We start from the raw sequence: 13,577 nt of genomic DNA on the forward strand, positions 1-13,577 counted from the left end.
AATCAGCAATTCTATTTATACCGATTGAGCATGCAAATGACCGAAGTGCTGGAGCAAGTGCGCGCGTCGCTGGCGGGCTTCTCCAGCGAACGCCGCCTCTACGCGCTGACGGTGGACGGCGCCAACCCCGACGACCTGATGGTGGAAGCCTTCTTTGCCGACGACCCGCTGCAGGGCGTGGGCGAACGCGACATCATCGCGCTCTCGCCCAGCGCCCATCTGGACTTGGCTAGCCTGCTGGGCAAGCACGCCGTGCTGGAAGTGAGCCTGGCCGACGGTAGCCGCGCGCGCTTCAGTGGTCACGTGAGCCAGGCGGGCATGCTGGGCAGCGAAGGCGGCCTGGCGCGCTACCGCCTGCGCCTGACGCCGTGGCTGTCGCGCCTGCGGCATGTGCGCAACAGCCGCGTATGGCAGGACAGCAGCGTCACCGACATCGTCGACGCTGTACTGGGCGGCTACGCGCCGGACGCGCTTTGGCGCTGGAGCGGCGACGTCGCCGCGTTCATGGAGCAGGTGACGCCGCGCAGCTACTGCTGCCAGTACCGCGAATCCGACCACGACTTCATCCTGCGCCTGCTCGGCGAGGAAGGCCTGGGCTGGCGCTTCGAGGACACGCCGGACGGCGCCTGCATGGTGCTGTTCGCCGACAGCACGCAGGACAGCGCCGTGCCGGAGGACGCCAGCAGCGCGGCCGGCGGCGGCCTGCGCTACCACGCCGCGCGCGTCGGCGAAAGCCAGGACACGATCCAGTCGCTGCGCGCCAACCGCCGCCTGCACGCCAGTCTGGTGTCGGTGCTCAGCTACGACTACAAGGCCAAGAAATCCACTGCCGCCAGCGCACCGACCCGTCTGCCGGTTGGCGGCGGCAAGGCGCCGATGGTCGAGAGCTACGACCATCCCGGCCAGTACTTCTACACCGACGCCGCGCAGGCGGAACGCTACGCCAGTCTGCAGATGCAGGCCCACGAAGCGGACGGCCGCCTGTGGCAGGCCCGCTCGACCGTGCGCACGCTGCGCGCCGGCACCCGCTTCACGCTGACGCAAGGCCCGCTCGCTGGCGACGACAGCCCGGCCTACGTGGTGCTGCGCGTGCTCAGCGTCGGCATCAACAACCTGCCGGCGCCGGCGCGGCAGGGCCTGGCCGAGCTGTTCGGCCCGATTCCCGAATTGCTGGAGGAAGTCGCCATCGACCGCTCGGCGAAGCTGCCGGACGAATTCGCGTTGGCGCTGCAGCAGGCGCGCGACAGCGGCTACGCCAACTGCTTCGAAGCGCTGCCGGCCGAACTGCCATGGCGGCCGATGTCCGACGACCGCTCCGCGCGCCACCACGCCAAGCCGACCGCGCGCGGCAGCCAGAGCGCCATCGTGGTCGGCGCCGACGGCGGCGACCAGCCCAGCGGCGCCGACGAACTGTATTGCGACGCGCTCGGCCGCGTGCGTATCCGCTACCACTGGCAGGACGACACCAATGCCACCTGTTGGGTGCGCGTGGCGCAGCGCTCCGCCGGCGGCGGCATGGGCAGCCAGTTCCTGCCGCGCATCGGCCAGGAAGTGCTGGTGCAGTTCATCGAGAACGACATCGACCGCCCCATCATCGTCGGCGCGCTGTACAACGGCCAGGGCGAGGGCGGCGTGCCGCGCACACCGGGCGGCGAACCAGGCGTGGCGGCCGACAACGGCAGCGCCGCCGTGTTCGATCCGGCGCACGACCACGGCGTATCGGCCCAGGGCAATCTGGCCGGCGGCAACAGTCCGCCGTGGCACGGTGCATCGGGCGACAGCGCCGGCCACCGCAACGGCGCGGCCCAGTGGGGCGTGCGCAGCAAGGAGTTCGGCGGCGCGGGCTACAACCAGCTGCTGTTCGACGACACCGACGCGCAGGGGCGCGTGCAGCTGCGTTCCACGCACGCCGCCAGCGAACTGACGCTGGGTCACCTGATCCACAGCGCCGACAACTATCGCGGCAGCCTGCGCGGGCAGGGCGCCGAACTGCGCACCGATGCCTATGGCGTGGTGCGCGGCGGCGCGGGTCTGCTGCTCACGAGCTACCAGGTCAGCCACAACGTCGGCGAGCGCGAGCCGATGGGCGACAACACGGCCGGCATCGCGCTGATGAAGCAGGCCGTCAAGCTGGGCGAGACCTTCAGCGAGGCGGCCAAGACGCATGAGACCGTGGCCTACGCCAGCCATCTCGGCGGCGGCAAGGCCGATGCCAGCGTGCTCGATGAGAAGTCGGCGCCGCTCAAGGCGATGCTGGCGGCGGTGTCCGGCATGGTCGGCGACGCCAGCCTGGATGCGGCGCAGGCCGATGCATCGAGCAAGGACAGCAGCCCCGGCGACGGCAAGCTGCCGCACAGCAGTTCGGCCATCATCGCCATCTCCGCCAGGAACGGTTTGGGCGTGACGGCCGGGCAAGGGCTGCAACTGGCCAACGGCGAAACGCTGACGCTGATGAGCGGCGGCGACAGCCAGTTCGCCAGCGGCGGCCAGTTCCGGTTGCACAGCGGCCAGGCCATCGGCGTGCTGGGCGGGGCGGTCAAGGCGGGCGAGCAGGGCGTCGGCGTGCAGCTGATCGCGGCCAAGGACGCCATCGACATCCAGGCGCAGGCCGATGAACTGAAGGTACAGGCGCGCGACGACATCAATCTGGTCAGCGCCAATGCCTATGTCGACTGGGCGGCGGCCAAGCGCATCAGCCTGTCGACGGCGGGCGGCGCCAACATCACCATCGACGGCGGCAATATTACGGTGCAGTGTCCGGGCAAGATCACCATTCATGCCGGGACCAAGAATTTTGCCGGGCCGGAGAAGCTCGGCTATGCGCTGCCGCCGCTGCCGCGTTCGATCTGCAAGAAATGCAAGCGCAACGCCGCCAAATCCGGCTCGCCGTTCTCGCTGGTGGAAGGTTGAGGATGCCATGCTGATCAATCGTCATCCCGCCGGCTGGAAAGATGCGCTGCACGCCAGCCTGCAAGACTGCGAAGAAAATGTCTACGCGCTGGTGGACGGCGTGCACAACGAATTGTTCTATCCGAAATTGAAGAAGGCCGAAGGCTTCCGTTATCTGTCGCTGTACGCCACGGCACCGGCAGCCGACGAGGAAACGCTGGGGCTGGCGCCGATATTGGTGCAGTACAGCGGCGCGCAGCGCAAGCGGTGGGATGCGCTGATCGAGCTCACCGACGGCAAACCTGCGCTCAGCATCATCGTTACGCCGGAATCGATCGATCTACTGGCGGCGCGGCTGCTGCCGTGGTGCGTGGCCGATGCCGACGGCTACACGCTGGCGCTGTCGTTCGCCGACACGCGTATCCTCCCTGCATTGGTGGACGCGCTGACGCCGCAGCAGCGCAGCCAGTTCCTCGGCCCGGCGCTGCAGTGGCGCTACACGGGCCGCGACGCAAGCTGGCTGGAATTGCCGCTGCCTGCGCCGATGCCGTCGGAGCAGGTCGTGCCGCCTGCGGCCAAAGTGCAGTTGTCGGCGCAACAGGTGACGGCGCTGATGGCTGCATCCGAGGCCGACAGCATTGCTTTCCAGTTCGCGCAGTCGATCGGCAAACCGCTGGCCGCGCACACGGCCCATGATGCGCATGCGATGATCGAACTATGGTTGCAGGTTGCGGATCGCGTCAAGATCGAAGGCAACCAGGACCGTTTTGCGCTGTGCGCGTTTGGCATCGAGCGTCCCGGGCTGTTGAAGGATAAGCGGTATCTGGCATTACTGGAGCACGGAGGCGGCCCGCGTACCTTGGACGAAACCCGCGCCTTACTGTCATAACAGATGAAATCAACTACAACATCATGAATCTGAAAACTACTTTCCGCCTTATTTTCCTGTTCGCTGGAATGACCATACTGCTGACAAGCTGCGCGCAAGCGCGCCCCGCACAGCCGGAAAATTTGGGTGTCGCTGTCCGCTCGATCAATTACTCCGGCAAGGAGGTCGTGCTGATGGTGATCGATCCGAAAGACAGGAAACGTGGCAGTGGCGGGGACGCGCTTAACCCATACAGCTCAGGCGGAACAATTTGTTGTTTTTCCATTCCGGCGGAATGGCATCCGGGCCTGCAGGTGATCGTGAAGTATAACTTTTACCCCGATCCGGTCTGGCGGGAGCAATTGGTGGATGTGCCTCCTTATCCGCAGGGAATAGCCGGAGAAATCTGGCTCGCCATGCATGAGGATGGCCGTGCCGAGGCTGTCGTCTCGCATGTCGACCCTACGCGAGCGGAATGGCCGGGGAAAATTAAGGGGTATCCGGTCCCATCAAAAGAGTACGTGTCGAAGTGGCGAAGCGAAAAATTAAGTTCTGAAAAAAGAATGTTGAAAAAACTTGAGACAGGACTTAATACCGAGGCGAAAGACTGGTCGAGCAAGGATATTGACAGTCTGAAGTCCTCTATTGCGGATACCAAAGAAAGAATACGCCTGCTTGAAGAGAGCCAGCCATGAGCTCAATATTAGCAACGCCGATCTCTGCCGAAACAGTTGATCCGTCAATTGCGTCGAATTTCTTTACGTTGGCTGAAGTGACCAAAATAGATGGAATTCATAAAGCGAGAGAGTGTGACGAGCCTCGAAGCGTCCCGCCTAAATGCAATGTCAACTTGGCTCTGGGCTTCTTTTTTGACGGAACAAATAATAATCTTGAACGAGATTTTCCGACATTTAATCATAGCAATGTCGCCAGGCTTTATCTTGCGTTCCCAGGCAAGAGCGCAGGGGCATCGGGACCGGAAGCCGAGACCATTTTCCCGCACTACTTCCGAACATATATACCCGGTGTCGGGACGGCATTCGATCCGGTAGGCGACACCGGCAAGGGGGATATGAAAAAAGATGGTCTTGCTTTTGCCAAACGCGGACAAAACCGGATTATCTGGGCGCTGGTGGCTGCCATCAACAACGTTCATAAATATTATCTTGGTGGTGAGTTGGTCAGCGGAAGTACGTTTTTAGCAGAATACAATATGCTCGACCTCCCCAGCTTCGGCGCCACCAAAGGCGGCTGGTTTAACCTCAGTCGCGACGAGGTGGACAAATTGACGGCCGCTTTCACCAAGACCTTGAGTGAGCTCCATAAAAAACTCGCGGTCTATTTGCCGATCGGCGAAGGCCAGAAGAAGGACAAGGGAGTGGTCGAGCATCTCTATTATTCGATCTTCGGCTTCTCGCGCGGCGCGGCCGAAGCGCGCGTGTTCGCCAATTGGTTTCTTTGGCTATGCAGGCTCGACGCCAAGCTGACGAAACAGCCGGGGCCGACGCTGGGTTCGATCCCGGTCACGTTCGACTTCATGGGACTGTTCGACACCGTCGCTTCGGTCGGACTCGCATCGTCCGCACCAGTGTTCGGAGCCCACGGCCACTACGGTTGGGCGGACGCCACAGATTCGTTGAAGGTGCCCGCGGTTCCTCCCACCAAGTGTCTGCATCTGGTCTCGGCGCACGAGATCCGCCGCTCATTCCCGCTCGACTCCATCATGAGCGGGAACACGTCCCCGGCGAACTGCACCGAGATCGTCATGCCGGGCGTGCACTCCGATGTGGGCGGCGGTTATTTTCCCAAGGAGCAGGGCCGTGGCAAGGACGCGCAGGGAGAGGACATGCTGTCGCGCATCCCCTTGTCGATGATGTACCGCGAAGCACGTTTGGCCGGTGTGCCGTTGAAGCTGGAAGACGCGCCGGAAACGGTCAAGCGTGGATTCCGCGTCAGTCCTAAACTGATCGAAACTTTTAATGCTTTCGTGACTGCCAGCGGAGGGGCTGCTAAAGACAAGCCCCAGCCGCTGCACGAGATCATGGCGAAGCAGCACCAGTTGTACATCCAGTGGCGCAAGAAAATGATCGGCAATATGAAGGCATTGCAGAGCGTGATCGACAGCGACAGCTGCGACCGCGAAGACATCCTTGCCGCCGACAAGGAACTGGCCGAGGAAGTGGAGAAGTTCGGTGAGTGGCGTGCGTGGAAGCAGGGCATGAAGACCGACAGCCAAACGCAAACGCCATTCAGCTACCCGGAGTGGTCGACCATCGAAACTTACTGGGATCAGCCTGCGCCGCCTGCCGCCATCACGGATTTGTTCGACAACTACGTGCATGATTCGCGCGCGTGGTTCAAACCGTTCGGCAAGAACTCCGAGGATGTGCTGGAAGGGATGGAGCAATTGGCGATGCACGAAGAGAAAATCCTGGAGTGGCAGCGCAATCCGGTGGGGCCCAAGCCGGAGCCATTGACCAAGGCGGAATTTGACGCGGTCACAAAATACAAGCCCTATCGCAATACCGCACAGGCCTGTGAGGCGGCTGGCTTCGTCTCGAAAGGCCGCGAGGGTGTCGGCTTGAGCGGCGGATTTTTGCGCTATCGAAAAATCTATATGGGCAACGACCGATTCAAGCCGGAAGGCGCTGTGTATGCGCAGGTCAAGCCGGCGACAAGCAATTCGCCTGTCGGCAGGACGGATGCGAGCGTCGCCGATCAGCATGCGTGATGGCCAGTTCAGCTTAGCGATGACTAAAATTCTATTGCCTCTGCTCTGGCTTGCGGCAGTTGAATGCCATGGCGCCACGCCCAGCATAGCCGACCTTTTTGAAAAGGCCGCGAAGAAGGCTGGCGCCCTGAAAGACTATGGCTCTGCGAGAAAAGTCGAGAAGGGCGCACAACCCGAGCTCGTGGTGAAAGGCAGTACGATCACCTTCAATGGCAAACAGCTGGTACTGGGGCAGCGTATCGAGCAGTGGCAGAAGATCATAGGCAAGGGGGCGGTTTGCGCACGCAGGAATGAGCGTCCCCTTTGGTGCAAGTGGGACGGACTCGGCATCGAAATTTCCGGTAGCTTCGAGCACCCCGCGCAAGTAGCGCAGATAAATGTGCGCTTCAATCGTGATGTCGATGAGGGCTTATACGATCTGCGTGCACGCGATGCGCAGGGCAATCCGATCGATCCCGTATGGCTATCCAAGGGCGTCTTCCCTGGCTATCTGGAATTCGACGGTTTCGGCATCGACAAACACACCCGTTTCTGGGAAATCCAGGCAAATGTGGATCGCCAGCGCAACTTGCGGTGCGGGCTGCTAAATTGCCATCAACCACACGGAACCCTGGGGGACACAGCCGATTTGTACATGGTGTTGAACAGTGATGATAAATACGGAGAACTAAGGGAGTTTACGATTGCTTCTGGGAGCGAGCAAAATAAATAGAATGATAGTCATTGGCTATTAATTCAATAAAATTAATTGGCTTTGTGTTTGCGTTTGCACTCCTTACAATGATTTCACTATCAATTCTCAAGGAGTCATAGCAATGAGCCAGCCACCGATCACCACCGCCTCGGGCATCCCGGTCGCCGACAATCAGAACTCCGCCAGCGCCGGCCCGCGCGGCCCGCTGCTGCTGCAAGACTTCCATCTGATCGAAAAACTCCAGCACTTCAACCGCGAGCGCATCCCTGAGCGCGTGGTCCACGCCAAGGGTTCCGGCGCCTACGGCACCTTCACCGTCACCCACGACATCACCAAGTACACCAAAGCCAAGCTGTTCTCCGCGATCGGCAAGAAGACCGACACCTTCGTGCGCTTCTCCACCGTCGGCGGCGAGAAGGGCAGCGCCGACACCGAACGTGATCCGCGCGGCTTCGCCATGCGCTTCTACACCGAGGAAGGCAACTGGGACCTGGTCGGCAACAACACGCCGATGTTCTTCATCAAGGACGGCATCAAGTTCCCGGACTTCATCCACACGCAAAAGCGCGACCCGCAGACCAACCTGAAATCGCCGACCATGATGTTCGACTTCTGGAGCAAGACCCCGGAAAGCCTGCACCAGGTGACGATGCTGTTCTCCGACCGCGGCACGCCGGACGGCTACCGCCACATGGACGGTTTCGGCAGCCACACCTTCAGCCTGATCAACGAGGCCGGTGAACGCGTCTACGTCAAATGGCACTTGAAGACCAAACAAGGCATCAAGAACCTGCCCGCCGCCGAAGCCACCCGCATCGCCGGCACCGATCCGGACTACGCGCAGCGCGACCTGTTCGGCGCCATCGCTGCCGGCGACTTCCCTCAGTGGGACGTCAAGCTGCAAGTGGCCACCGAGGCCGAACTGGCCGCATGGGAAGCGCGCACCGGCTGGAATCCGTTCGACCTGACCAAGGTCTGGCCGCACAAGGACTTCCCGCTGATCCCGGTCGGCGTGTTCGAGCTGAACCGCAACCCGCTGAACTATCACGCGGAAGTGGAGCAGGCCGCGCTGTCGCCATCGAACGTGGTGCCTGGCCTGGGCTACTCGCCGGACAAGATGCTGCAGGCGCGCCTGTTCGCCTACCACGACGCCCAGTTGTACCGCGTCGGCACCAACCACCAGCACCTGCCGGTGAACGCGCCACGCTGCCCCTTCCACAACCAGCAGCGCGACGGCGCCATGGCCATCGCCAACGGCGGCGCGGCGCAGAACTACGCGGCCACCGAAGCGGGCGGCAGCCAGCCGCAAGGCCTGGGCCACGGCGAGCCGGCGCTGGCGCTGCAAGGCGGCGCGGCCCGTTACGACGGCCGCGGCAAGGAAGACGATTACACCCAGGCCGGTAATCTGTTCCGCCTGATGCCGGCGCAGGAGCAGCAGAACCTGTTCGACAACATCGCCGGCCCATTGAGTCAGGTGAGCGCCGAGATCATCGCCCGCCAGCTGGGCCACTTCGACCAGGCCGACCCGGCCTACGGCGCCGGCGTGCGCGCCGCGCTGGCGGCCAAGGGCGTCGTCGTGGCATAAAGGAAGGCTGCGGGCTGCGCTGAATTGCACTACAATCGCATGGTGCAGTGCAGCGTAGTCCGTATCCTTCCGGAGGTCACACTTGAATCGCAAACCCGCCCAGCTCTCGTCGCCTTCGATGCCGGGGCAAGTCGTACTGGCGCTGCAAGGCGGCGGCGCGTTGGGCGCCTACCAGGTGGGCGTCTACCAGGCCATGCACGAAGCCGGCGTCGAGCCGGACTGGGTGATCGGCACTTCCATCGGCGCCATCAACGGCGCCATCATCGCCGGCAACGAGCCGCGCTACCGCATGGACCGGCTGCGCCAGTTCTGGCACCGCATGGAACAGAATGCGCTGGGCTTCTCCGCCATGCCGCGCGCGCTGGCCAACGCGGTGACGATGGGGCAGGGCATACCGGCCTTCTTCGAACCCAACCTCTCCTCGTGGTGGAATCCCGATGCCAAGGTCGGCGTCGAACACGCCTCCTACTATCAAACCGCACCGCTGCGCACCACGCTCGATACGCTGGTCGATTTCGACCGCCTCAACGATTGCGATACCCGCTTCACGGTCGGCGCGGTCAACGCGCGCAGCGGCGGCATGCGTTATTTCGATACCCGCAAGGACACGCTGAGCGCCTCGCATGTGATGGCCTCGGGCGCGCTGCCGCCGGCCTTTCCGGCCGTGCGCATCGACGGCCAGCCCTATTGGGACGGCGGCATCTATTCCAACACGCCGATCGAGGCGGTGCTGGACGACGAGCCGCGCCGCAGTTCGGTGATCTTCTCGGTGCAGGTGTGGAACCCCGACGGCAGCGAGCCGCAAAGCATGTTGCAGGTGCTGGACAAGTACAAGGAGATCCAGTACGCCAGCCGCGCCAGCAATATCGAGCAGCAGCGCAAGCTGCACCGGTTGCGCCACGTGATCCGCCAGCTGACGCTGCACCTGTCGGACGAAGCGGCGATGTCGCCCGAGGTGCGCGAGCTGGCCGCGTGGGGCTGCGGCACCACCATGCACGTGGTGTCGCTGAAGGCGCCGCGCGTCGGCAACGAGGACCACACCAAGGACATCGACTTCAGCGCCGCCGGCATCCGCGCCCGCTGGCAGGCCGGCTATGAAGACACCCAGCGCATGATCGCGCTGCGGCCGTGGGACCGCGAGATCGATCCGATCGAGGGCATCGCGATCCACGAGCTGCCGCCGCTGTAGGCTAGGCGCGCAGCACGTCCCGGCACACGTCCAGCCACGCGCGCGCCGCGTGCGACAGGTAGGGGCCGCGCCACATATGCGCCGCCTGCCATTGCAACTCCGGTTCCACCAGCCGCACCGCGTCCAGATGGCCGATCGCCAGCCGGTGGATGAACGGTTCCGGCAGCAGCGCCACGCCCATGCCGGCCGAGGCCATTGCCACCAGCCAGTCCCATTGGCCGCTTTGCGCGGCGATCTGCGGCTCGAAGCCGGCCGCGCTGAAGGCGTGGCGCAGGCTGCGGGTCAGCGCGAAATCGTCCTTCAGCAGCACCAGCGGCATGCCGGCCAGCGCTTTCAACTTGAGCGTGGTGCGGTGCTTTTGAAACGTGCCGCGCGCGGCCAGCGCCCAGATCGGGTAGCTGGCGATGGGCGCCGTCTGCAGGTCCAGCTGCGGATCGGCCGGCAGCACCGTCATGCCGATCTCCAGTTCCCCGCTCGCCACCTGGCGCTCCAGCGCCTGGCCGGCATCCTCCCTCAGCGTCAGCGTGATGTCGGGATGGCGCTGGCGGAAGGCCTTGAGCACGGGCGTGAACAGCAGGTTGATCATCGGCGGGATGCCGATTGTCAGCTGGCCGCGCTGGGCGGCCTGGGTGTCGCGCACTTCCGTTGTCAGCTGGGCCATGGTGGCCAGCATCTGTTCGCCGCGCGCGTAGACCACGCTGCCGGTGTCGGTCAGCGTCAGCTTGCGGCCGTCGCGTATCAACAGCTGGGCGCCGACCTCTTGCTCCAGCTGCCGTACCATCTTGCTGATGGTCGATTGCGTGACGTGCAGCGACTCGGCCGCCTGGGTGAAGCTGTTCAGGCGGACCGTTTCAACGAAGTAGCGCAGCGATCGCAGGTCCATGAATAAAACGACTGAAAAGTGGGAATTTAAGTCATACGGCGACTGATCTTCGAATTCTATACTGAATCAAAGAATGAGGAGATCGCCATGTATGAAGACCGTATCCGCCACCCGGCGCTGATGGAAAAAGTGATGACCGCCGCGCAGGCGGCTACGTTGTTCAGGAACGGCATGACCGTCGGCATGAGCGGCTTCACCCGCGGCGGCGACGCCAAGGCGCTGCCGCTGGCGCTGGTGGAGCGCGCCCGCGGCGAGCCGCTGAACCTGACGCTGTTGACCGGCGCCTCGCTGGGCAACGACAGCGACGGCTTGATGGCCAACGCAGGCGTGGTGGCGCGCCGCATGCCGTTCCAGGCCGACGCCGCGCTGCGCCGCAAGATCAACTCGGGCGAGGTGATGTTCATCGACCAGCACCTGTCGGAGACGGCCGAGCAGCTGCGCTCCGGCGACCTGAAAGCGGTCGACATCGCCGTCATCGAAGCGGTGGCGATCACGCCGGACGGCGGCATCGTGCCCACCATGTCGGTCGGGAACTCGGCCAACTTCGCCCAGCAGGCGGGCATGGTGATCGTCGAGATCAACCTGAGCGCGCCGCTGGCGCTGGAGGGTTTTCATGACATCTACATCCCGGGAGCGCGGCCGCGCAGGGGCGCGATTCCTCTGCTGGCGCCGTGGCAGCGCATGGGCTGGACCTCGATCCCGGTGCATCCCGACCGCATCGCCGCCATCGTCATCACCGACAGCCCGGACAGCCCCTCCAACGCGCTGCCGGGGGATGCCGAGACCGACGCCATCGCGCGCCACGTGGTCGCCTTCCTCGAAGGCGAGGTGCAGGCCGGCCGCATGGGGCCGGAGCTGCGGCCGCTGCAGGCGGGGATAGGCACCATCGCCAACGCGGTGCTGCATGGCCTGATCGATTCGCCGTTCCGCCACATGACGATGTACTCGGAAGTGCTGCAGGACAGCGCGATCGAGCTGCTCGATTCGGGCCAGCTGGACATGGCGTCGGCGTCGTCGATCACGCTGTCGGCGGCGATGCACGAAAAGTTCATCCGCAACATCGAGCAGTACCGCGAGCGCATCGTGCTGCGGCCGCAGGAGATCAGCAACCATCCCGAGGTGGTGCGGCGGCTGGGCCTCATCGCGCTGAACACGGCGCTGGAGTTCGACATCTACGGCAACGTCAACTCCACCCACGTCGGCGGCACGCACATGATGAACGGCATCGGCGGCTCGGGCGATTTTGCGCGCAACGCCCAGATCTCGATGTTCGTCAGTAAATCGGTGGCCAAGGACGGCGCCATTTCCAGCGTGGTGCCGTTTGCCGCCCACGTCGACCACACCGAGCATGACGTCGACGTGCTGGTGACGGAGTGGGGCCTGGCCGACCTGCGCGGCCTGGCGCCGCGCGAACGGGCGCCGCTGATCATCGAGCACTGCGCCCATCCCGACTATCGCCCGCAGTTGCGTGCCTACCTCGCCGAGGCGCTGAAGCGCGGCGGCCAGACGCCGCACGTGCTGGAGCAGGCCCTGTCCTGGCATGCCCGCTACCAGAGGGAAGGGAGCATGCTGGTAAAATAGCGTCATCGGCATTCACTTCATATTGGATCGACATGACTATCAAAATCAGCCAAAACTTCGACTCCGGCGCCATCGAGGTGCTGCGCGCGGACAGCGCGGCGGAGATCGAACTGAATCTGCGCAAGGACTCGCACGCCGACATCCACCAGTGGTTCCACTTCCGCCTGCAGGGCGCGCGCGGCCAGCAGGTGCGCATGCGCTTCCTGAACGCCGGCCAGGCCACCTACGCCAAGGGCTACGAGGACTACCAGGCCGTGGCCAGCTACGACACCGAAAACTGGTTCCGCGTGCCGACCGCCTTCGACGGCGAGGTCATGACCATCAAGCACACGCCGGAAACCGACAGCGTCTACTACGCCTACTTCGAGCCGTATTCGTTCGAGCGCCACCTGCGCCTGCTGGGCGAAGTGGCCGAGCATCCGCTGGCCCGCGTGCAGGACCTGGGCAACACCATCGACGGCCGCGACATGAACCTGGTGGTCATCGGCCAGCCGGAAGCGGAAAAGAAAATCTGGGTCATCGCGCGCCAGCATCCGGGCGAGTCGATGGCCGAGTGGTTCGTCGAAGGCCTGATCGATTCGCTGCTGGACGACGCCAATCCGATCGCCCGCAAGCTGCTGCAGCGCTGCGTGTTCTACATCGTGCCGAACATGAATCCGGACGGCTCGGTGCGCGGCAACCTGCGCACCAACGCCTCGGGCGCCAACCTGAATCGCGAGTGGATGACGCCATCGGTCGAGCGCAGCCCGGAAGTGCTGTACGTGAAGCAGAAGATGCACGAAACCGGTATCGACATGTTCTTCGACATCCACGGCGACGAGGCGCTGCCGTACAACTTCGTGGCCGGTAACGAGATGCTGGAGAACTTCAGCGAAGAGCGCCGCGTCAAGCAGCAGGACTTCATCGACCGCTACAAGAACGCCAGCCCGGACTTCCAGGATAAATACGGCTACGCCGCCAGCAAGTACAAGGAAGACATGCTGACCCTGGCGTCCAAGTACGTCGGCCACCATTTCGGCTGCCTGGCGCTGACCCTGGAGATGCCGTTCAAGGACAACGCCGACCTGCCGGATCCGCACGTGGGCTGGAACGGCGCCCGCAGCGCGGCCCTGGGAGCGTCCATCCTGCAACCTATCCTGCTGTCGCTGGACGCCTGA

10 protein-coding genes are annotated in these 13,577 nt (G+C 63.6%); 9 read left to right on the forward strand and 1 reads right to left on the reverse strand.

Features of this window, described 5'->3' with window-relative positions; translation table 11 throughout:
* The first annotated feature begins 36 nt into the window (after positions 1-36).
* From RUGAMON1_RS22330 to RUGAMON1_RS22360, 7 genes are all read left to right on the forward strand, one after another.
* On the forward strand, positions 37-2,910 hold the full coding sequence (locus tag RUGAMON1_RS22330) for a type VI secretion system Vgr family protein (protein ID WP_445232659.1): 2,874 nt from the start codon (positions 37-39) through the stop codon (positions 2,908-2,910).
* Between the two features lie 7 nt (positions 2,911-2,917).
* The gene (locus RUGAMON1_RS22335; RefSeq protein WP_445232605.1) at positions 2,918-3,778 is read left to right on the forward strand and encodes a DUF4123 domain-containing protein; all 861 of its coding nucleotides are present in this window, start codon (positions 2,918-2,920) and stop codon (positions 3,776-3,778) included.
* A 23-nt stretch (positions 3,779-3,801) separates the two neighbouring features.
* Complete coding sequence (locus RUGAMON1_RS22340) at positions 3,802-4,452, forward strand: DUF3304 domain-containing protein (protein ID WP_445232606.1); 651 nt, start codon at positions 3,802-3,804, stop codon at positions 4,450-4,452.
* Entirely contained in the window at positions 4,449-6,488 is a 2,040-nt protein-coding gene (locus tag RUGAMON1_RS22345) for a Tle1 family T6SS lipase effector (protein ID WP_445232607.1), read from the forward strand. The genes RUGAMON1_RS22340 and RUGAMON1_RS22345 overlap by 4 nt, the downstream gene beginning before the upstream one ends.
* A complete protein-coding gene (locus RUGAMON1_RS22350) occupies positions 6,481-7,200 on the forward strand; it encodes a DUF7738 domain-containing protein (protein WP_445232608.1) in 720 nt (239 codons plus the stop codon). The genes RUGAMON1_RS22345 and RUGAMON1_RS22350 overlap by 8 nt, the downstream gene beginning before the upstream one ends.
* A gap of 103 nt (positions 7,201-7,303) precedes the next feature.
* On the forward strand, positions 7,304-8,767 hold the full coding sequence (locus tag RUGAMON1_RS22355) for a catalase (protein WP_445232609.1): 1,464 nt from the start codon (positions 7,304-7,306) through the stop codon (positions 8,765-8,767).
* Between the two features lie 118 nt (positions 8,768-8,885).
* Positions 8,886-9,956 carry a patatin-like phospholipase family protein gene (locus RUGAMON1_RS22360; protein ID WP_445232660.1) on the forward strand — a complete coding sequence of 357 codons (1,071 nt, stop codon included), beginning with the start codon at positions 8,886-8,888 and terminating at the stop codon, positions 9,954-9,956.
* Between the two features lies 1 nt (position 9,957).
* On the opposite strand, the gene RUGAMON1_RS22365 is transcribed toward RUGAMON1_RS22360, so the two are convergent.
* Positions 9,958-10,839 (reverse strand): LysR family transcriptional regulator, encoded by an 882-nt coding sequence (locus RUGAMON1_RS22365; RefSeq protein WP_445232610.1) that lies wholly within the window; start codon positions 10,837-10,839, stop codon positions 9,958-9,960.
* Positions 10,840-10,926: 87 nt separating this feature from the next.
* On the opposite strand from RUGAMON1_RS22365, the gene scpC reads away from it, so the two are divergent.
* Both scpC and RUGAMON1_RS22375 read left to right on the forward strand, forming a co-directional pair.
* Entirely contained in the window at positions 10,927-12,420 is a 1,494-nt protein-coding gene (gene scpC, locus RUGAMON1_RS22370) for a succinyl-CoA:acetate CoA-transferase ScpC (protein ID WP_445232611.1), read from the forward strand.
* 32 nt (positions 12,421-12,452) lie between these two features.
* Complete coding sequence (locus RUGAMON1_RS22375; RefSeq protein WP_445232612.1) at positions 12,453-13,577, forward strand: M14 family metallopeptidase; 1,125 nt, start codon at positions 12,453-12,455, stop codon at positions 13,575-13,577.

The organism is Duganella rhizosphaerae (genome assembly GCF_040364205.1).
In the GTDB taxonomy this organism is placed as follows: Bacteria; Pseudomonadota; Gammaproteobacteria; order Burkholderiales; family Burkholderiaceae_D; genus Rugamonas; species Rugamonas rhizosphaerae.

Coding starts and splice junctions, on each gene's coding strand:
- RUGAMON1_RS22350 (WP_445232608.1), top strand. CDS start 6,481: ATGCGTGATGGCCAGTTCAGCTTAGCGATGACTAAAATTCTATTGCCT.
- RUGAMON1_RS22360 (WP_445232660.1), top strand. CDS start 8,886: ATGCCGGGGCAAGTCGTACTGGCGCTGCAAGGCGGCGGCGCGTTGGGC.
- RUGAMON1_RS22375 (WP_445232612.1), top strand. CDS start 12,453: ATGACTATCAAAATCAGCCAAAACTTCGACTCCGGCGCCATCGAGGTG.
- RUGAMON1_RS22340 (WP_445232606.1), top strand. CDS start 3,802: ATGAATCTGAAAACTACTTTCCGCCTTATTTTCCTGTTCGCTGGAATG.
- scpC (WP_445232611.1), top strand. CDS start 10,927: ATGTATGAAGACCGTATCCGCCACCCGGCGCTGATGGAAAAAGTGATG.
- RUGAMON1_RS22345 (WP_445232607.1), top strand. CDS start 4,449: ATGAGCTCAATATTAGCAACGCCGATCTCTGCCGAAACAGTTGATCCG.
- RUGAMON1_RS22365 (WP_445232610.1), bottom strand. CDS start 10,839: ATGGACCTGCGATCGCTGCGCTACTTCGTTGAAACGGTCCGCCTGAAC.
- RUGAMON1_RS22355 (WP_445232609.1), top strand. CDS start 7,304: ATGAGCCAGCCACCGATCACCACCGCCTCGGGCATCCCGGTCGCCGAC.
- RUGAMON1_RS22330 (WP_445232659.1), top strand. CDS start 37: ATGACCGAAGTGCTGGAGCAAGTGCGCGCGTCGCTGGCGGGCTTCTCC.
- RUGAMON1_RS22335 (WP_445232605.1), top strand. CDS start 2,918: ATGCTGATCAATCGTCATCCCGCCGGCTGGAAAGATGCGCTGCACGCC.